Origin of the sequence: Sagittula marina (genome assembly GCF_014196795.1) — a bacterium.
Lineage (GTDB): Bacteria > Pseudomonadota > Alphaproteobacteria > Rhodobacterales > Rhodobacteraceae > Sagittula > Sagittula marina.
In genome coordinates, this window is sequence record NZ_JACIEJ010000005.1 from 94515 (window position 1) to 112706 (window position 18192).

Below are 18192 nucleotides of genomic sequence, written 5' to 3' on the forward strand. Positions count from 1 at the left end.
CGGGGCGGTCAATCACGACAGGGCCGCCGCGAAATCGTCATATGTGAAAGAGCGGACAAGCCGCTCCGTGCCGTCCAGCTCGCGAATCGCGATAGAGGGCATTTGCAGGCCGTTGAACCAGTTTTTCTTAACCATCGTGTAACCGGCGGCATCCTGTATCGACAGGCGGTCGCCGGGCTTCAGCGCATGGTCGAATTTGAATTCGCCAAAGATATCGCCAGCCAGGCAGGACTTGCCGCAGATCATCCACTCCTGATCGCCGGCTTCCTGCATCTTGGCACTTTCGCGATAGATCAGCAGGTCGAGCATATGCGCCTCGATCGAGCTGTCCACGATGGCGAGGTTCTTGCCGTTGTACAGCGTGTCGAGCACCGTGAGTTCCAGCGTGGTGGAGTTGGTGATCGCCGCCTCGCCGGGTTCAAGGTAGACCTGTACCTCGTTTTCGCCCGCAAAGCGTTTGAGCCGCTCGGCAAAGCGGTCCAGCGGGTAGTTTTCGCCGGTGAAATGAATACCGCCGCCGAGGCTGATCCACTTCATGCGTTTGATCAGCGGGCCAAAGCGCGCCTCGATCTGGCCGAGCATCTCGTCGAACCGCTCGAAGCTGTCGTTTTCACAGTTGTTGTGGAACATGAATCCGGAGATCAGATCCGCGACCGGTTCGATGTCTTCGGGCGTGTGTTCGCCCAGACGGCTGAACGGGCGCGCCGGGTCGGCAAGGTCAAAGCCGGAGGTCGAGACGCCGGGGTTCACACGCAGACCACGGGTGTGATTGCGCGACTTTTCCTCGAACCGCTGCAACTGCTGCGCGGTGTTGAAGATCACCTTGTCCGAATTGGCCAGCACTTCGTCGATTTCATTTGGCGCCCAGGCCACGGAATAGGCGTGGGTTTCGCCGGGAAATTTCTCGCGTCCCAGCTTCATCTCGAAGAGCGAAGAGGAGGTCGTGCCATCCATGTACTCGCTCATGAAGTCGAAGACCGACCACGTGGCAAAACATTTGAGTGCAAGCAGGGCCTTGGCGCCGGACTGCTCCCGAAGGTGAGCGATCTTCTCCATGTTGGGAAGGAGGCGCGATTTGTCGACGAGGTAATATGGGGTCATCATGGGGGTCGGGCCTTTTCTGACGCGAGAAACGACGGCGGTTCGCGCCGCGTGTACCCTGCCTGTTGTCGTGTCGCAATGACCGTAGGACATATGCCGTCAGCGCGCGAGGTCCAGAAGGCCGGGCACATTCAGGTGGGTTTCGAGGTGTTCGGCCAGCGCATCCAGCGTGGCATCCACGGTGCTGTCGTAGCTGTCGCCGGAGGCCGTGACCTGCATCGCGCGCAACCAGGCGGCGCGAAAACCATCGTCGGTGAACATGCCGTGCAGGTAGCTGCCCTGAACCCGCCCGTCGGGGGAGGCCGCCCCTTCGGGTGCACCGTCCAGCGTGGCAAAGGGGCGTGCGCAGTCGGCGCCATCGGTGCGGCCGATGTGGATTTCGTAGCCGTCAAAGGGCAGCCCGGTGGCGGCATGGGTGGCGGTAACGCGGGTGAGGCGTTTGTCGTCGGTCATGCGGGTGGCCACGTCGAGCAGGCCAAGGCCGGGGGTCTCGCCTGCCGGTCCCTCTATGCCATCGGGATCCGAGACGGATTGCCCCAGCATCTGGTAGCCGCCGCAGATGCCCAAAGTTCGTCCGCCGCGCCTGTGATGTGCCATCAGGTCCACGTCCCAGCCTTGGGCCCGCAGAAAGGCCAGATCGCCACGCGTGCTTTTGGTGCCGGGCAGGATCACCAGGTCAGCGTCACCGGGGATCGCCTCTCCCGGCTCCAGCATGGTCAGCCGCACGCCCGGCTCTTGTGCCAGCGGATCGAGGTCGTCGAAATTGGCGATGCGCGACAGGTGCAGGCAGACGATATGAAACCCGTCCGGCTTGGGGGCGGAGCGAATGTCCAGCGCGTCCTCCGCCGGCAGTTTCCACGCTTCGCTGAACCAGGGGGCGACGCCGAAACCGGGCCAGCCGGTGCGCTCGGCGATATAGTCGTAGCCATCGTCGAACAGGCGCGGGTCGCCGCGAAACTTGTTGACGATGAAGCCCTTGATCAGTGCGTTGTCTGGCATTGACAGGACCGCCTGCGTCCCGACGATCTGGGCGATTACGCCGCCACGATCAATGTCACCGATCAGGACAACCGGCACGCCGCAGGCCTCGGCGAAGCCCATGTTGGCTATGTCATTGGAACGCAGATTGATCTCTGCCGGGGATCCCGCGCCCTCGACGATGACCAGATCATAGGCGTCGCGAAGGCGGGTAAAGCTGTCCTTCACGGCGTCGCGCAGCCGGGGTTTCAGCGCGGGATAATCGCGCGCCTGCGTGCTGGTCACACGCTGGCCCTGCACCACGACCTGCGCGCCATGCTCGGTCTCGGGTTTGAGCAGGACGGGGTTCATGTGCACCGACGGCTCCAGACCGCAGGCGCGGGCCTGCAACGCCTGTGCGCGTCCGATTTCGCCACCATCCGCCGTCACGGCGGCGTTGTTGGACATGTTCTGCGGTTTGAACGGCGCGACCTTCAGGCCGCGGCGCAAGGCAGCCCGGCACAGCCCGGCCACCAGCATGGATTTCCCGACATTGGAGCCGGTCCCCTGAAACATGAGCGCGGGCATCTGGCCTCCGGTCCTGCGTGCTGCGGCGGTGATAGAGCGCGCGCCCGCTTGGGTCCAGTCAGTCCTCGTCCTCGTCGTCACCGGGCAGCGGCAATTGGGCCAGATGATATTCACGGGCAAAGCGGGAGGCTGGCTTGGCCACGAACAGGGCTGAGCCGATGACGAACAGCCAGGTGGCGGAGTACATGGTGGACTCCCAGAAAAACAGGATCGACCCGATCAGAAAGGCCAGCCCCGCCAGCATGTCGATGGTGGTGTAGAGTTTTTCATAAAACCCGTAGACTTTTTCATGTTTGCGTGTGGCGTCGTGCAGTTCACTTTTGAACATTCTCATTCCTTGGTTAGTCCCAGTCGTTCGGGCAAGTTAGCGCGCGTGTCTGGGCTGAACAGGAAAGCTTGCCAACCCCGTTTGCGCGCGGCGGCAATGTTTTCCGGGGCGTCGTCCACCAGCAGGATCTGCGAAGGTGGCAGCGCGGCCCAGCGTTCGATCCGGGCAAAGAAGCCGGGGTCCGGTTTCGCCACGCCCATCCGCCCGGAGCTGAAGACGTGTTCGACAAGCGCGGCGTAGCCCATCTGCGTTTCGATATAGGCGCTGCGGCGTGTTTCGTTGTTGGTCCCGATGACATGGCGGGCCGGGTGCCGTTGCAGCCAGCCCAGTACTTCTGCGTCGGGCAGGGCGGCCTTTTGGAACCAATAGCTTAGCAGGTCTTCTGCTGTGACGGAGCCCCCTTGGGTCGCCAGCCAGGCCGCCACTGTGTCGTTCAGGTCGCGCCGTCCGCGCATGATGTCGCGAAGGCGGCCCGAGGCGTTGAGGTGAGCCGACAGGCTCGCGGTGTCCAATCCCAGATCCGCTTTCAATGTTGCGGCCCACGAGAGGTGCCCGCCGCGCATGTTGGCGTTGAGAACGCCGTCGAAATCCCAGACAATCAGCTGTGGCGACTGGGTCATGACTGTGCGGGCAGGAAGGCCTCCACCGCCGCTTGCGCAATGACCGAGACCTCTCCGCTGTCCGGATTGGTGATGTCCAGCCCGCCGTGTGTCGCCGTGACAGTGGCGCGGCCACGGGGCAGACTGGCGGACAAGGCGGCGCAATCCACGGCGTCGGGCTGTTGCACGCCGATGGTCACACGGACCTCCATCTGTGTGTGGTCGATGCCCAGGCTCGCCAGCATCGGGATCGACGAATGCCGCAGGGCGTCCTCGATCGCGCGCGCGGCGGCTTTGGTGTAGTCCTGTCCATGCAGGTCGTTGCCCATGCCCATTTCGATGATGAACCGCTGCATCAGATCCCCTCCAGCGCGACGGAAATCGCCACGTTTGCCATGACCGTGGGCAACCCGTCACCATCCGGGCGCGGCACGTCCAGCCCGCCCTTTGTGACGGTCACCGTGACAGTGCCATATGGAAAGACCAGCGCCACGGCGTCGGTATCCACGCGGTCCGGCTGCTGCACGCCCACATCGACGGTGATGCGCATGTCGGTCTTATCCCTGCCGAACAGCTCCGCCAGATTGATCGAATTGTGCCAGAGCGCGTTTTCCACGGCACGGCAGGCGGCTTGGGTATAATCCTGGCGGCGCAGGCTCGTGCCCATGCCGAATTCGGTCAGTAGACGTTTTGCCATCGGTCGTCCTTTGCGGGTTGGGTGCGGCGCGATGAAAGGCTGTTGGGCCGCGCTCTGCAAGGCTTGTCTGGACCAGCGCTGACCGATCCATCGGAATGTGTGGCGCTATGTCGCGTAGCGGGTTGCGCCCCGGCGTGAGGTGTCCACGGGTTTCGACAGCACCAAGGCCTGATGCGCACGCTGGTCGCAGTTGGCGCGCGGGCAGATCCGGCAATTGATGCCGATCTCGGTGGCGCGCGCCTCTGTCAGGTTCAACGTCTCCGCATAGCCCAGGTCCCGGGCGTGTTCGGTGGCGCAGCCGATGGCCACGGCCAGCCGCATATCCTGGGTGTGGCGGGCAAAGCTGGGGCGATCCACCGTGCGCGACAGCACAAAGAACGACGTACGGTCCGGCATTTCCACCACCTGCGGCACGATCCGTCCCGGCGTTCTGAAGGAGGCGTGCACCTCCAGCCGGGGGCAGGCGCCGCCGTGCTCTGCGAGGTGAAAGTCGGTGGCGTTGAACCGCTTGGTCACGTTGCCTGCCTTGTCGATGCGCAGGAAAAAGAACGGGATGCCGCGATGCCCGGCGCGTTGCAGGGTGGTGGCGCGGTGGCAGGCCTGTTCGAACGACACGCCGAACCGCACGGCCAAGTGGTCAAAGTCGTATTTGGAGGCGCGCGCTTCCCTGAGGTAGTGGTCGTAGGGCATCAGCACGGCGGCGGCGAAATAGTTGGCCAGTTCAACGCGGCACCGGGCCTGCCCGGTGGGGTCGGACATACCAGCCTCGCCAAGGATGTCTTGCAGCAGATCCTTTTGTTCGATCAACGCTGCGACATGCACCAGCTGGAAGAGGCGGTTGGGATGATCGAGCGCCTCGGACAGGCGAACCTCGCCTCGGGGCTCGTCGTATTCGCGCAAGGAATCCGGCATTTCGGAGACGGGGACCAGCCGCACGCGCAGGCCCAACTGTTGCCGCAAGCGGGTCTTCAGCGCGAAATACATGTCGTCGGAGGCAACGGTTTCCCCCTCCCAGAACTGTTCGGCGGCGGTCTCCAGGCGTGGAAAGTGATTCTGGTTGCGGCGAAAGAAGTGATGCACTGTGGCCTCTGGATTGGCGGCGAGCATGTGCGCGCTGTCCTCCCCGGTTCCGGCCACCGACATAAGTTGATCCGTCGCCGCCAGATAGGCGCGGTGCAGTTTGACAAAAGCGCCCGCCAGATCAGGGCTATGCGCCATCGCCGCCCGCAATTGTGTCAAATCCGGCCGCGATCCTTCGAACAACGGGTCCTGGAGCGCACCGCGAATATCTGCCAGCGCGGCCGTATCTTCATCCTCTGCAATGTCGCGCCAGTCGACGCCGTAAGCCTCGAACAGCTTCAAAAGCACCGGCACGGATACCGATCTTTCGTTCTTTTCCAGCAGGTTGACATAGGACGTTGAAATGCCGAGTTCGCGCGACATCTGGACCTGTGTGTGGCCATGTTCAATGCGCAAGCGGCGCAGGCGGGGTCCGATGAATGTCTTCATGGTATTTTACAGTATACAGATTGTGACAAGTTTACAATTGTGGATGTTTGTAAACTTTCGCATTTACAGCGCGACCCGGAACCATTTCCCACACGGCTCAGGCGTGTGTCATGACCTGTGTATTGGCGGAGGAGAACGACCATGCACAGCGGACACAGCCACCTGTTTATTCCCGGACCCACCAATGTGCCAGAAGCGGTGCGTCAGGCGATGAACGTCCCCCAGCAGGACATGCGCGCAGCGGATTTCGGGGACCTGACCCTGCCATTGTTCGACGGGCTGAAGCGTGTGTTCAAGACGACCGAGGGGGAGGTCATGATCTTCCCCGGTTCCGGCACAAGCGCCTGGGAGGCCGCGATCACCAACACGCTCAACCCCGGCGATAAGGTGTTGATGGCGCGCTACGGCCAATTTTCGACCCTCTGGGTGAAGATGGCAGAGATGCTGGGGCTGGAGCCGATCGTGGTCGACGTGCCCTGGGGCGCGGGCGTGCCGTGGAAGGAAATCGGCCGCATTCTGGGCCGCGACAAGGATGACGAGATCAAGGCGGTCTTCGTCACCCACAACGAGACCGCGACCGGTGTGGTGAGCGACATCGAGGCGGTCCGCCGCGTGATGGACGAGTGTTTTCACGAGGCGTTGCTGTTTGTGGATGGCGTCTCCTCCATTGGATCACTGGATTTTCGCATGGATCAATGGGGCGTCGATCTGGCGGTCACAGGGTCGCAGAAGGGGCTGATGATGCCCGCCGGTCTGGGCATACTCGGCGTGTCTCAAAAGGCGCTGGCGGCGTCCAAAGCCAACACAATGCGCCGCGCCTATTATGATTTTGCCGACATGCGGCAGTTCAACAAGGACGGCTATTTTCCCTACACACCGCCAACGCCCTTGCTGCACGGGCTGCGCGCGGCGCTGGGCCTGATCGACGCGGAGGGGCTGGACAACGTCATCGCCCGCCACGCCCGTCTGGCAGAGGGCATCCGACGCGGGGTGGCGGCCTGGGGGCTGGACATCGTGGCCGAGCATCGCTCGCTACAGTCCAACACGGTGACAGCCGTGCGCGTGCCCGACACGGTGGATGCGCGCGAGGTGCTGCGCATCGCCTACGAGGATCTCAACTGCTCCTTCGGATCAGGTCTCGCCCGTCTGGCGGGCAAGGTGTTCCGTATCGGGCATCTGGGCAGCTTTAACGAAGGGATGGCGCTGACCGCGCTGTCGCTGGCCGAGCTTGCGCTGGTCAAGGCCGGCGCAAAGGTGCCGCTGGGCGCAGGCGTGGCGGCGGCATCTGGATGGTTGGCTCATGGGGCGCAGACCCCGGACAAGCTGGTCCTCGCCGCCGAATAACGCGGCCCACCGCACATCAAGATTTCTGGAGCCAAGGAGGCCGGACGCTGCGACGCGACCGGACAGGGAGGCTCTGACTTTCAGGAAGGACACCAAATGTCTCATACGCTTCATCCTTTGCGCAAACAGCGCCTGCACCGTTCTGAACTGGCTGTGCCCGCGTCGAACCCATCCATGGTCGAAAAGGCGGCCGACTCCGCCGCCGACGTGGTGTTCCTTGACCTCGAAGACGCCGTCGCGCCGCCTGAGAAAGATCAGGCCCGCAAGAACGCGGTGCAACTGCTCAACGACATTGACTGGGCCGGCAAGGGCAAGACCGTGTCGGTTCGGATCAACGGGCTCGACACGCATTACATGTACCGCGATGTGGTCGACCTGATGGAGCAGGCCGGCGACCGGATCGACACGCTGCTGGTGCCCAAGGTCGGCGTGCCGTCCGACCTTTATATGGTCGAGGCGATGGTCAACCAGATCGAACAGGCCTGCGGTCTGACCACCCGTGTCGGACTAGAGGCGCTGATCGAAACCGCGCTGGGCATGGCCAATGTCGAGGCCATCGCGCAGTTCGGCGGGCGCCTGGAATGTCTGCACTTCGGCGTAGCGGATTATGCAGCGTCGATGCGCGCCCGGACCACCAACATTGGCGGCCTGAACCCCGACTATCCGGGCGATCAGTGGCACGCGTCCATCACCCGCATGGTCATCGCCTGCCGTGCTTATGGCCTGCGTGCGGTCGATGGCCCGTTTGGTGATTTCTCTGACCCTGAGGGCTACATCGCCGGGGCCAGACGCGCCGCCGCGCTGGGCTGCGAGGGCAAATGGGCGATCCATCCCAGCCAGATCGACATGGCGAACGAAGTGTTTTCCCCGCCTCAGGCCGAGGTGACGAAGGCCCAGCGCATCATCGAGGAGCTGAAGGCGGCAGAGGCCGCAGGCAAGGGTGCGGCCAGCCTCGACGGCAAGATGATCGACGCCGCGTCCGAGAAGATGGCGCAGAACGTGATCGACGTGGCCAATGCCATCGCGGCCAAGGAGCGCCCCATCGCCGCCGAGTGACACCGGGCCATCGGGGCGCGTCCCCGACGTGAGATATCCACCGAGGGCCCGACACAGGGCCCCGGCTTCGACAGCGGGCTGCTTGCCCGTCCGACGGTTTGGAGGAGACGACCAATGGACATTCATGAGTATCAGGCAAAGGACATCCTGAGGGGCTTTGGCGTGCCGGTGCCGCGCGGGCATCTGGCTTATTCGCCGGAACAGGCCGCCTATGCCGCACGCCAGTTGGGCGGGCAGGGGCCCTGGGTGGTGAAGGCGCAGATCCATTCCGGGGGGCGTGGCGAGGCGGGTGGTGTCAAGCTGTGCAAGACTGAGGCGGAAATAAAGGATTACGCCGCAAGTCTCCTCGGCCAGCAGCTTGTGACCAAACAGACAGATGCCAACGGCAAGGGGGTGTACCGCCTGTATGTCGAGGAGGCCTCTGACATTGCGCAGGAGCTGTACCTTGGCTTTGTTCTGGATCGGAGTTCCGAGCGTATCATGATCGTCGCTTCCGCCCACGGCGGGATGGAGATCGAGGATCTGGCTGAGAGCGACCCCGACAGCCTTGTGCGCTCGGTCATCGACCCTGCGGTCGGTCTGGCGGAGTATCAGGCGCGGGACGTGGGCTTTCGCCTTGGTCTGACCGGCATGCAGGTGATGCAGTTCACCACCTTCCTGAAAGCGTGCTACCGCGCCTATCGCGACCTTGACGCGATGATGGTGGAGATCAATCCGCTGGTGATCACCGGCGCGGGTGATCTGATCGCGCTGGATGCAAAGATGTCCTTTGACACCAATGCGCTGTACCGCCGTCCGCAGGTCGAAGCCTTGCGCGATGCCAGCCAGGAAGACCCACGCGAAGCGATCGCCGCCGACAACGGTCTGGCCTATGTCGGTCTCGACGGTGACATCGGCTGCATCATCAACGGCGCGGGCCTTGCCATGGCGTCGATGGACATGATCCAGCTGGCCGGCGGGCAACCGGCCAACTTCCTCGACATCGGCGGCGGCGCCTCGCCCGAACGGGTCTGTCAGGCGTTTCGCACCGTGCTGTCTGACCGCAACGTCAGCGTGATCCTCGTGAACATCTTTGCGGGCATCAACCGCTGCGACTGGATCGCAAACGGAGTGATCCAGGCCTATCGCGAGGTCGGCATCGACCTGCCCGTGGTGGTGCGCCTGTCCGGCACCAACGTCGAGGAGGGGCAAAAGATCATCCGCGAGAGCGGCCTTCCCATCATCAGCGCCGACACGCTGGCCGAAGCGGCAGAGAAAGCCGTGGCCGCCGGTGCCCAGAAAATCGCAGCGGAATAAGGGGTCAGACAGATGGCAATCCTAATCAAGGAAGATACCAAGGTCGTCGTTCAGGGCCTGTCCGGGCGCATCGGCCAATTTCACGCTCAAGAGATGATTGAATACGGCACCAAGGTCGTCGCCGGGGTCACGCCGGGCAAGGGCGGCTCCACCGTGCTGAACCGCCCCGTCTTCAACACGGTGCGCGAGGCTGTGGAGGCTACCGGCGCCACCGCGTCGCTGCTGTTCGTGCCGCCTGCCTTTGCCGCCGATGCGATGATGGAGGCCGCAGAGGCCGGCATTGAAACCGCCGTCTGCGTCACCGATGGCATTCCCGCGCAGGACATGATGCGGGTGAAGCGGTTCCTCCGTCGGTATCCGCGCGCGCGCAAGATGCGCCTGATCGGTCCCAACTGCGCGGGGATCATCTCCCCCGGTCAGGGCTTCATGGGGATCATGCCGCCGCATATTTATGAGCCGGGCCGCGTCGGCATCATCGGACGCTCCGGCACGCTGGGGTATGAGGCGGCCAGCCAGATGAAGGCGCTGGGCGTCGGCATCTCGTCGTCCATCGGGATCGGCGGCGATCCGATCAATGGCTCCTCGTTCCGCGATATTCTTGAGCTGTTCGAAAACGATCCCGACACGGATGCGGTCATGATGATCGGGGAAATCGGCGGTCCGCAGGAGGCGGAGGCCGCCGCCTATGTGCGCGATCACATGAAAAAGCCCGTCGCGGCCTACATCGCCGGTCTCGCCGCGCCGAAAGGGCGCCAGATGGGCCATGCGGGGGCGATCATCTCGGCCTTTGGCGAGAGCGCGCAGGAGAAGGTCGATCTGCTCTCCTCAGTCGGCATCACCGTCGCGCCGAACCCGTCGTCGATGGGGGACACCGTGGCGCGGATGCTGGGATCGAGGGAAACGGCATGAGCGCGCAATCCCTGATGGAGCCTGACTACACCGATTGGATCGGGCGTCAGGACACCCGCGAGGGGGGCGTCACGCCCAACCTTGCGGCGATGCTGAACGCGGCCGTGTCGCATGATCTGTCCCCGATGCATCATATTGCACCGGGCATGGTGCTGCCCTCTCTCTGGCACTGGGTCGCCTTCAACGAATTTGTTCCCATGAGCGATATTGGCCGTGACGGTCACCCGGCGCTGGGCGGCTTTCTCCCGCCGTTGCCGTTTCGGCGGCGCATGTGGGCGGGCGGTGATGTCCGCTTTGACGGACAGTTCCACGTGGGCGAAAAGCTGACCAAACTCAGCACCATCCGCGCGGTCACCATGAAAGAAGGCTCGACCGGCAAGATGGCTTTTGTCACCGTCGATCACGTCACAACAGGCGCCCAGGGCGGTGTGGTCGAGGAAGAGCAGAACATTGTCTATCTCGACATGCCAAAGTCCTTTCGTCCGCCAAAGCAGACCCCCGTGCCGGAGCGTCTGGCCTATGACGAGCGCGTGCCGATGAACGAGGTCCGCCTATTCCGCTACTCGGCGGCGACCTACAACGCCCACCGTATCCACTACGATCTGCCCTACGCCCAGCAGGTGGAAAAATACCCCGCCCTCGTTGTGCATGGCCCGATGCAGGCGACCATGGCCATAGAGGCCGCCGAACGCCACACCGGCAAGACACCTGTGCGCTTCAGCTACCGTGTGGTGCATCCGTTGTTTCACGACAGCGACATGCGTGTGGTGGGGGCCCTCGACCCCGCAGGCGGGGCGATCGACATCGGAACGGCCACGTTTGAGGGCTACTTCGGTCTGAAAGCCCGCATGGAATGGGACACGGGCGCGCGACCATCGGGGGAGCGGGTGACATGAGCATCCTGACAGGAATGCGTGTGGTCGAAAGCTCGGCCTTTGTGGCTGTGCCTTTGGCGGGGATGACGCTGGCGCAGATGGGGGCGGATGTGATCCGTTTTGACCTGCCTCAGGGCGGGATGGACGCGAAACGCTGGCCGGTGACCGCCACGGGCGAAAGCCTGTTCTGGGCGGGGATGAACAAGGGCAAGCGCTCCGTCGCGCTGGACGTGAAATCCCCGCGCGGCCGCGAAATCGCGCAAGAGATCATTTGCGCGCCCGGACCGGATGCCGGGCTGTTCATCACCAACCTCGCGGTGAAAGGCTGGACCGATTACGAGACGCTCACAAACCGTCGCAAGGATCTGTGCATGGTGCAGCTGCGCGGCGACCGCAATGGGCGTCCGGCGGTGGACTACACCGTGAACCCCAGCCTGGGCTTTCCCATGGCGACCGGGCCGAAAGGCTCTGACGATCCGGTCTGCCATGTGCTGCCCGCCTGGGACTGCATCGCGGGCAATATGGTGGTCTCGGGCCTGCTGGCCGCCGAACGCCACCGCCTGCGCACGAGGGCAGGCCAGTTTGTCGACCTCACGCTGAAGGACGCAGCGGCGGCCATGCTCGGCAATCTTGGCATCATCGGAGAGGTCGCGGTTAACGGCCAGTCCCGCGAGAAACACGGCAATGCGCTCTATGGGGCCTATGGGCAGGACTTCGAGACCGCTGATGGTCGGCGCGTCATGGTCATTGCCCTGACCGCGCGCCAATGGAAAAACCTGATGCGGGTGACCGGCACCGAAACCGACATGAACTATCTGTCGGGCCGCATGAACCGTGATCTGTCGCAGGAAGGCACGCGCTGGGAGTGTCGCCATGAGATCACCAAGGTGCTGACCCCGTGGTTCAGGGCGCGCAGGCTGGCGGATTTTACGGAGACGTTTGACCGTGCAGGGGTCACGTGGTCGGTGTTCCGCAGCTTTGCCGAGGCGCTGGCAGAGGACGCTGATCTTTCCACCCAGAACCCGATGTTCAAGGACGTGGACCAACCGGGCATCGGGCGGTACCTGACGCCGGGGTCTCCATTTACCTTCGCTGGGTATGGACGCGATGACCCGCGCCCCGCGCCGATCCTTGGTCAACATACGGAGGCGGTCCTGGCCGATGTGGCGGGGTTGCCGGAGACGGAGATCAACAGCTTGATCGACGCCGGGGTTGCCATGCAAATGCGGGGCGACGTGCGCCTTGCCTCCTGAAACCGGGCGCGTTGCGCGCCTGACAGCATCCTGCGGCGTTCATTGCGCAACAATCGCGCCGCAAGATTTCCCGCGCCATTTTGTTTTGCGGCGTGGGACAACCGGTCGGAACGGCCCCCCCGATCCGGCCGGTTTCCATACCTGACCTTTCGGTCCTCACGCGGTCTGGGTGCTGACGGTGAACCCTCCAGACGGTTGCCCGCGCGATGACTACGCTCAGGCCGTCAGACCCACGTCCTTTGCCACTTCTGAAATGCGATAGAACTGGTCCGCCAGGGGAGAAGAGTTGCGCCAAACCATGCCAATCATGCGCTTTGGTTGCGGCTCGGCAAAGCGGGCCACAGAAACCGGGGCCGAACCGGTTTCCACCCGCACGGCCATCTCCGGGATCAGCGTCACACCAAGGCCCACGCCCACCATTTGCACCAGCGTCGTCAACGACGACCCGTCCAGCCCGTCGCGCGGCATGTTGCGCCCGGTCTGGCAAAACGACAACGCCTGATCGCGAAAGCAGTGCCCCTCCTCCAGCAGCAACAGCCGCATCTCGGCCAGCGCCTGCGCATCGGGGATGGGGCGGTCTGCCTCATCTGCGGGGCGCACCAGAACAAAGCTCTCCTCGAACAGCGGCACTTCGGTCAAGGACGGCTCGGAAATCGGCAGCGCCAGAAGCGCCGCGTCAATGCGCCCGTCAATCAGTTCCGTGATCAGCCGGGGCGTCAGCGTTTCCCGAACATGCAGGTCAAGGCCGGGAAATTCCGCCGTGATATGGCCGATCAGGCGGGGCAGCAGATACGGTGCGATGGTCGGGATGATGCCCAGCCGCAGCCGCTGCATCATGGCACCGCGTGCGCTGCGGGCAAAGTCGCCAAGATCATCCACCTGCTTGAGGATGTCTGTCACACGGGCGAGGAAACTTTCGCCAAACGCGGTCAGACGCACCTGTCGCGGGCCGCGTTCGACCAGCGGCTGGCCCAACTCCGCCTCCAGATCGCGGATCTGCACCGACAGCGCTGGCTGCGAGATGGCGCAGGCGCTGGCGGCATGTCCGAAATGGCCGTGACGCGCCAAGGCCTGAAAGTAGCGCATCTGTTTCAATGTGATGTTTCTCATAAGCCCTGATTATCGGAGTGATGAAAACTTTCAACTTAATTATATTGGAAGCCCGGGTTAGAAACATTCCAGAGTGATCAGGACGAGGAGTTGGCGCACCACATGTGCGCCCGGTCCGGGGGGAGTGGAGCCCGCCGAGACCCGATCTTGAAAGCAATATTTTTAAATCTTCCCGGTGGCTTGGGTGCTTTCGGGGCGAAATGACCTATGACCTGAGGGAGACCTGACATGGACGGTAACAACGCGGGCGGATGCCCAATTCACGGCGCGACGAATTTCAAGGTGCGAGGCAACCGCGACTGGTGGCCGAACCAACTGAACCTTGGCATTTTGCACCAGCACAGCCCGGCGTCGAACCCGATGGGCGAAAACTTTGACTATGCCGAAGCGTTCAAGAAACTGGATCTGAAAGAGGTCAAATCCGATCTGACCGCGCTGATGACGGATTCAAAGGATTGGTGGCCCGCCGATTACGGCCATTACGGTCCCTTCATGATCCGCATGGCCTGGCATGCTGCGGGGACCTATCGCACCGCCGACGGTCGTGGCGGGGCCTCGACCGGGCAGCAGCGCTTTGCCCCGCTGAACTCCTGGCCGGACAACGGCAACCTCGACAAGGCACGTCGCCTTCTGTGGCCGATCAAGAAGAAATACGGCAACAGCCTGTCTTGGGCCGATCTGGCGATCCTTGCCGGTAACGTTGCCATCGAATCCATGGGCGGCAAGACCTTTGGCTTCGGCGGCGGTCGCGTTGACACGTGGCAGCCGGAGGAAGACGTCTATTGGGGCTCCGAGGCGGAATGGCTCGCGACCTCCGACAAGGAAGGCTCGCGCTACACGGGTGAGCGTGAACTGGAAAACACACTGGCCGCGGTCCAGATGGGCCTGATCTATGTGAACCCCGAAGGCCCGGATGGTGTGCCGGACCCGCTTGCCTCTGGCCGCGACATCCGCGAGACCTTTGCCCGCATGGCGATGAACGACGAGGAAACCGTCGCCCTGACCGCCGGCGGACACACCTTTGGCAAATGTCACGGCGCGGGCGATGCAGGGCTGGTTGGTGCGGAACCGGAGGCCGGCGAACTGGAGGCCATGGGCTTTGGCTGGGCGTCCAAGCATGAAACGGGTCTGGGCAAATACACGATCACCTCTGGCATCGAAGGGCCGTGGACCCCGAACCCGACCACATGGGACAACGGCTATTTCGACATGCTGCTGGGCTACGAGTGGGAGCTGACCAAATCCCCCGCAGGCGCACACCAGTGGACGCCAAAAGACCTGAAGGACGAAAACTTCGCCCCGCAGGTCGACGGCTCCGGCGAGCGGGTCAAACCGATCATGACCACCGCCGACATGGCGATGAAGATGGACCCGATCTACGGACCGATTTCCAAGCGGTTCCACGAAAACCCCGCGGAATTCGCTGATGCGTTTGCCCGCGCATGGTTCAAACTGACCCACCGCGACATGGGGCCGAAGGCGCTATACCTTGGGCCGGAAGTGCCGGAAGAAGACCTGATCTGGCAAGATCCGCTGCCCGCTGTCGATCACCCGCTGGTGGATGACGCGCAGGTGTCGGACCTGAAGTCTACGCTGCTCGACAGCGGCCTGACCGTGCAGGAACTGGTTTACACGGCCTGGTCCTCTGCGGCCTCCTACCGTGGCTCGGACAAACGCGGCGGCGCCAATGGTGCCCGTATCCGCCTTGCCCCGATGAAAGACTGGGCCGTCAACCAGCCGGAGCAACTGGCCAAGGTTCTGTCCACCCTCAACGGCATCAAGGCGGACTTCGACGCCAAGGGCGCGACCAAGATCTCGCTGGCCGATCTTATCGTGCTGGGCGGTGTGGCCGCTGTCGAAAAGGCGGCAAAGGCCGGCGGGCATGACGTCACGGTGCCTTTCGTTCCGGGCCGCACGGACGCCACCGATGCCCAGACCGACGCCGATTCCTTCGATCCTCTGGAGCCGGAGGCCGATGGGTTCCGCAATTACTCCAGCCAGCAATTCTCGATCTCTGCCGAGGAGATGCTGGTGGACAAGGCGCAACTGCTGGGCTTGTCCGCGCCGGAAATGACGGTGCTGGTCGGCGGGATGCGGGCGCTGGGGGCAAACCACGGCGGCACGACGCATGGCATGTTCGACGGGGACTACGGTGTTCTGGACACCAAGTTCTTTGAGGGCATCACCGATATGGACGTGGAGTGGAAGAAGATCGACAGCGAGCCGGGTATCTACCAGGCAACCAACCGCTCCGACGGTGGTGCGCGTTGGACCGGCACCCGTGTCGACCTGGTCTTCGGCGCGAACTCGCAATTGCGCGCGCTTTCAGAGGTCTATGCGCAAAACGACAACAAGGCGAAGTTCGTGAGCGATTTCGTCGCCGCCTGGACCAAGGTGATGAACGCGGACCGCACCGACCTGTGATGTGTCGTCCATAAACCGGAAAGGCCCCCGATAGGATCGGGGGCCTTTTGCACTGTGGCGAGGGTCTTAGTACTCGGTGCCCTTTTGCGCGACGATCCCGTCCTTGAACGGATGTTTGGTCAGCTTCATCTCTGTCACCAGATCGGCGGCTTCGATCAGCTCCGGCTTGGCGTTGCGTCCGGTCAGGCAGACGTGGGTCATCTCCGGCTTTTGCGTCAGCAGAAAATCGACGACCTCGTCGATGTCGAGGTAATCGTAGCGCAAGGCGATGTTGATCTCGTCGAGCAGCACGAATTCGATCTCCGGATCGAGGATCTGCTCCTTGGCGATCTTCCAGCCGTTCTGCGCGGCGGCAATGTCGCGCTCGCGGTCCTGCGTTTCCCAAGTGAAACCTTCGCCGGAGACAAAGAACCGGCATTCATCGGCAAAGCGTTCACGCAGAATGGTCTTTTCGCCCGTGACCCAATTGCCCTTGATGAACTGCACGACGGCGCAGGGCATCCCGTGCCCGATGCAGCGCATGATCATGCCAAAGCCGGAGGAGGATTTGCCCTTGCCATTGCCGGTGTGGACCATGATCAGGCCCTTATGCTCGGTCTTGGTGGCCATCATGCGATCGCGGGCGGCTTTGATCTTCTTCATTTTTTCCGCGTGGCGGGCGTTCGCGTCCTCTGCATCGGACATGTCGTTTCCTTTTGGTTGGGTCAGCGGCGCGGGTTTTGCCGAACCTGCTGTTGTTGCTGTGTCTGTTGGTAACAGTCAGTGCGAGAAAGGGAAGCCTCTGACGCGCGTGCGGTGTCAGCACAGCGTATTTCGCGGTCACCTGCCGGATTTGGCCCGATTTCAGACCCCGGACCGCAAGCGATGCGGGATTTTAAGTGTTTTAAGTGGATAATAGGCGACGACATTGCCACTAATAGGTCCACAATGCAGGAAACGTGAGAGCAGAGTATGATCGTAGCAGGATTCGGATGCCATGACGGGGCGAGCGTGGCCAGTTTGGGCAATGCCTACCGGCGCGCGCGTCTGGGTCAGGACGCGGTGGTCCTCGCCACAATCGAAGAGGGGTTGACCCTGCTGCAACAACTTTCACACGAGATGCAAACTCCGGCTGTGAGTGTGTCTGACAAATACATGTCGCTTCAGGAAACAAAGACCCAGTCCGAAGCGGCGCTGATGGCCCGTGGTGTCGGCTCCGTGGCAGAGGCCGCAGCGCTGGCGGCGGCGGGTCCGGGCGCACGGCTTTTGTCGACGCGGGTCATGTCAGAAGACGGCTGCGCCACATGTGCCTTTGCCATCGGCGAGGAGGAATGACCGGTTTCGTGTCCTTTGTCGGCGCCGGTCCCGGCGATCCGGAGTTGCTGACGCTAAAGGCGGTCGACCGGCTCGGGCGCGCTGATGCCGTGTTGTTCGACGACTTGTCCTCCGGTCCGATCCTGGGCCATGCGCGCGACGGTGCGACGCTGGTCGGGGTGGGGAAGCGGGCCGGGCGGCCCTCGCCGAAACAAGCCGAGGTGAGCCGCGTGCTGGTGGAACATGCGCAGGCCGGCCAACATGTGGTGCGGCTGAAAAGCGGCGACAGCGGGATTTACGGTCGGTTGGAGGAGGAGTTGGACGCCCTCAAATCCGCCGGTATCAAGTACGAGATCATTCCCGGTGTGCCCTCTGCCATCGCAGCCGCGGCGGCGGCGGGCATTCCGCTGACCCGAAAGCACGCGGCGCGCCGTGTGCAGTTCATCACCGGCCATGATGTTGTGGGCGCGCTGCCCGAGGATCTGAACCTTGCGGCACTGTCGGACCCGAATGCCGTGACGGTCGTGTTCATGGGCAAGGGCACCTTCCCGCAACTGGCGGAATTGCTGATGGCCAATGGATTGCCCGACGACACGCCCGCGCTGCTGGCGGAGGATGTCTCCGGTCCTGACCAAAAGATCACGCAGGGCACTGTGGGCGAGCTGGCGCGTCAGCTTGCTGCCTCTACGGGTCAGAAGCCTGCGCTGATCCTTTATGGGGCGCTTGCCGAGAGTTAGGCGGCGCGCGCCGTAGCCCTTGTCAACGCGCGCTGCGCGTGCAGAGCCAGCTCCATAACCAATCAGAGTGATCTGCGCCCCCCTCGAAGATATGGGCGAGGCCGCATGGATCGACC

The 18192-nt window shown here is 63.1% G+C and carries 18 protein-coding genes; 9 read left to right on the plus strand and 9 right to left on the minus strand.

The window, feature by feature from the left end:
* Positions 1–12: 12 nt before the first annotated feature.
* The 7 genes from GGQ68_RS10915 to GGQ68_RS10945 all read right to left on the minus strand — a co-directional run bounded on the left by GGQ68_RS10915 (position 13) and on the right by GGQ68_RS10945 (position 5779).
* Entirely contained in the window at positions 13–1104 is a 1092-nt protein-coding gene (locus GGQ68_RS10915) for a carboxynorspermidine decarboxylase (RefSeq protein ID WP_183965903.1), read from the minus strand.
* A 96-nt stretch (positions 1105–1200) separates the two neighbouring features.
* The gene (locus tag GGQ68_RS10920) at positions 1201–2646 is read right to left on the minus strand and encodes a cobyric acid synthase (RefSeq protein ID WP_183965905.1); all 1446 of its coding nucleotides are present in this window, start codon (positions 2644–2646) and stop codon (positions 1201–1203) included.
* A 58-nt stretch (positions 2647–2704) separates the two neighbouring features.
* A complete protein-coding gene (locus GGQ68_RS10925) occupies positions 2705–2974 on the minus strand; it encodes a YrhK family protein (RefSeq protein WP_183965907.1) in 270 nt (89 codons plus the stop codon).
* A gap of 2 nt (positions 2975–2976) precedes the next feature.
* Positions 2977–3594: an HAD family hydrolase gene (locus tag GGQ68_RS10930; RefSeq protein ID WP_183965909.1), complete on the minus strand. Its 618-nt coding sequence runs from the start codon at positions 3592–3594 to the stop codon at positions 2977–2979.
* Positions 3591–3929 carry a Lin0512 family protein gene (locus GGQ68_RS10935; RefSeq protein ID WP_183965911.1) on the minus strand — a complete coding sequence of 113 codons (339 nt, stop codon included), beginning with the start codon at positions 3927–3929 and terminating at the stop codon, positions 3591–3593. The genes GGQ68_RS10930 and GGQ68_RS10935 overlap by 4 nt, the downstream gene beginning before the upstream one ends.
* Positions 3929–4270: a Lin0512 family protein gene (locus tag GGQ68_RS10940; RefSeq protein ID WP_183965913.1), complete on the minus strand. Its 342-nt coding sequence runs from the start codon at positions 4268–4270 to the stop codon at positions 3929–3931. The genes GGQ68_RS10935 and GGQ68_RS10940 overlap by 1 nt, the downstream gene beginning before the upstream one ends.
* A gap of 105 nt (positions 4271–4375) precedes the next feature.
* A complete protein-coding gene (locus GGQ68_RS10945; RefSeq protein WP_183965915.1) occupies positions 4376–5779 on the minus strand; it encodes a helix-turn-helix domain-containing protein in 1404 nt (467 codons plus the stop codon).
* Positions 5780–5920: 141 nt separating this feature from the next.
* On the opposite strand from GGQ68_RS10945, the gene GGQ68_RS10950 reads away from it, so the two are divergent.
* From GGQ68_RS10950 to GGQ68_RS10975, 6 genes are all read left to right on the plus strand, one after another.
* Positions 5921–7123 carry a pyridoxal-phosphate-dependent aminotransferase family protein gene (locus tag GGQ68_RS10950; protein ID WP_183965917.1) on the plus strand — a complete coding sequence of 401 codons (1203 nt, stop codon included), beginning with the start codon at positions 5921–5923 and terminating at the stop codon, positions 7121–7123.
* Between the two features lie 96 nt (positions 7124–7219).
* Entirely contained in the window at positions 7220–8179 is a 960-nt protein-coding gene (locus GGQ68_RS10955; protein WP_183965919.1) for an HpcH/HpaI aldolase/citrate lyase family protein, read from the plus strand.
* A gap of 114 nt (positions 8180–8293) precedes the next feature.
* Positions 8294–9475 carry a malate--CoA ligase subunit beta gene (locus tag GGQ68_RS10960; protein WP_183965921.1) on the plus strand — a complete coding sequence of 394 codons (1182 nt, stop codon included), beginning with the start codon at positions 8294–8296 and terminating at the stop codon, positions 9473–9475.
* Between the two features lie 12 nt (positions 9476–9487).
* Positions 9488–10384: a succinate--CoA ligase subunit alpha gene (gene sucD, locus GGQ68_RS10965; protein ID WP_183965923.1), complete on the plus strand. Its 897-nt coding sequence runs from the start codon at positions 9488–9490 to the stop codon at positions 10382–10384.
* Entirely contained in the window at positions 10381–11280 is a 900-nt protein-coding gene (locus tag GGQ68_RS10970) for an HTD2 family dehydratase (RefSeq protein WP_246429332.1), read from the plus strand. The genes sucD and GGQ68_RS10970 overlap by 4 nt, the downstream gene beginning before the upstream one ends.
* Complete coding sequence (locus GGQ68_RS10975; protein ID WP_183965925.1) at positions 11277–12512, plus strand: CoA transferase; 1236 nt, start codon at positions 11277–11279, stop codon at positions 12510–12512. The genes GGQ68_RS10970 and GGQ68_RS10975 overlap by 4 nt, the downstream gene beginning before the upstream one ends.
* A gap of 216 nt (positions 12513–12728) precedes the next feature.
* Here GGQ68_RS10975 and GGQ68_RS10980 read toward each other — a convergent pair whose 3' ends face one another.
* Positions 12729–13622, minus strand: a complete 894-nt coding sequence (locus GGQ68_RS10980) for a hydrogen peroxide-inducible genes activator (RefSeq protein ID WP_183965928.1) — start codon at positions 13620–13622, stop codon at positions 12729–12731.
* A 228-nt stretch (positions 13623–13850) separates the two neighbouring features.
* Between GGQ68_RS10980 and katG the strand changes: the two genes are divergently transcribed.
* On the plus strand, positions 13851–16046 hold the full coding sequence (gene katG, locus GGQ68_RS10985) for a catalase/peroxidase HPI (RefSeq protein WP_183965930.1): 2196 nt from the start codon (positions 13851–13853) through the stop codon (positions 16044–16046).
* A gap of 66 nt (positions 16047–16112) precedes the next feature.
* Here katG and cobO read toward each other — a convergent pair whose 3' ends face one another.
* Positions 16113–16730, minus strand: a complete 618-nt coding sequence (gene cobO, locus GGQ68_RS10990) for a cob(I)yrinic acid a,c-diamide adenosyltransferase (protein WP_183965932.1) — start codon at positions 16728–16730, stop codon at positions 16113–16115.
* A gap of 267 nt (positions 16731–16997) precedes the next feature.
* Here cobO and GGQ68_RS10995 point away from each other — a divergent pair, with 267 nt between their 5' ends.
* Together GGQ68_RS10995 and cobA are read left to right on the plus strand one after the other, a co-directional pair.
* Entirely contained in the window at positions 16998–17360 is a 363-nt protein-coding gene (locus tag GGQ68_RS10995) for a cobalamin biosynthesis protein (RefSeq protein WP_183965934.1), read from the plus strand.
* On the plus strand, positions 17357–18076 hold the full coding sequence (cobA, locus tag GGQ68_RS11000) for a uroporphyrinogen-III C-methyltransferase (RefSeq protein ID WP_183965936.1): 720 nt from the start codon (positions 17357–17359) through the stop codon (positions 18074–18076). The genes GGQ68_RS10995 and cobA overlap by 4 nt, the downstream gene beginning before the upstream one ends.
* Positions 18077–18192 lie beyond the last annotated feature (116 nt).

Excerpts from the sequence above, each read along its gene's own strand:
- GGQ68_RS10940 (WP_183965913.1), bottom strand. The coding sequence starts at position 4,270 with ATGGCAAAACGTCTACTGACCGAATTCGGCATGGGCACGAGCCTGCGC.
- GGQ68_RS10975 (WP_183965925.1), top strand. The coding sequence starts at position 11,277 with ATGAGCATCCTGACAGGAATGCGTGTGGTCGAAAGCTCGGCCTTTGTG.
- GGQ68_RS10980 (WP_183965928.1), bottom strand. The coding sequence starts at position 13,622 with ATGAGAAACATCACATTGAAACAGATGCGCTACTTTCAGGCCTTGGCG.
- GGQ68_RS10925 (WP_183965907.1), bottom strand. The coding sequence starts at position 2,974 with ATGTTCAAAAGTGAACTGCACGACGCCACACGCAAACATGAAAAAGTC.
- GGQ68_RS10945 (WP_183965915.1), bottom strand. The coding sequence starts at position 5,779 with ATGAAGACATTCATCGGACCCCGCCTGCGCCGCTTGCGCATTGAACAT.
- GGQ68_RS10960 (WP_183965921.1), top strand. The coding sequence starts at position 8,294 with ATGGACATTCATGAGTATCAGGCAAAGGACATCCTGAGGGGCTTTGGC.
- GGQ68_RS10995 (WP_183965934.1), top strand. The coding sequence starts at position 16,998 with ATGATCGTAGCAGGATTCGGATGCCATGACGGGGCGAGCGTGGCCAGT.
- sucD (WP_183965923.1), top strand. The coding sequence starts at position 9,488 with ATGGCAATCCTAATCAAGGAAGATACCAAGGTCGTCGTTCAGGGCCTG.
- GGQ68_RS10970 (WP_246429332.1), top strand. The coding sequence starts at position 10,381 with ATGAGCGCGCAATCCCTGATGGAGCCTGACTACACCGATTGGATCGGG.
- GGQ68_RS10935 (WP_183965911.1), bottom strand. The coding sequence starts at position 3,929 with ATGCAGCGGTTCATCATCGAAATGGGCATGGGCAACGACCTGCATGGA.
- cobO (WP_183965932.1), bottom strand. The coding sequence starts at position 16,730 with ATGTCCGATGCAGAGGACGCGAACGCCCGCCACGCGGAAAAAATGAAG.
- GGQ68_RS10930 (WP_183965909.1), bottom strand. The coding sequence starts at position 3,594 with ATGACCCAGTCGCCACAGCTGATTGTCTGGGATTTCGACGGCGTTCTC.
- katG (WP_183965930.1), top strand. The coding sequence starts at position 13,851 with ATGGACGGTAACAACGCGGGCGGATGCCCAATTCACGGCGCGACGAAT.
- cobA (WP_183965936.1), top strand. The coding sequence starts at position 17,357 with ATGACCGGTTTCGTGTCCTTTGTCGGCGCCGGTCCCGGCGATCCGGAG.
- GGQ68_RS10955 (WP_183965919.1), top strand. The coding sequence starts at position 7,220 with ATGTCTCATACGCTTCATCCTTTGCGCAAACAGCGCCTGCACCGTTCT.
- GGQ68_RS10915 (WP_183965903.1), bottom strand. The coding sequence starts at position 1,104 with ATGATGACCCCATATTACCTCGTCGACAAATCGCGCCTCCTTCCCAAC.
- GGQ68_RS10920 (WP_183965905.1), bottom strand. The coding sequence starts at position 2,646 with ATGCCCGCGCTCATGTTTCAGGGGACCGGCTCCAATGTCGGGAAATCC.
- GGQ68_RS10950 (WP_183965917.1), top strand. The coding sequence starts at position 5,921 with ATGCACAGCGGACACAGCCACCTGTTTATTCCCGGACCCACCAATGTG.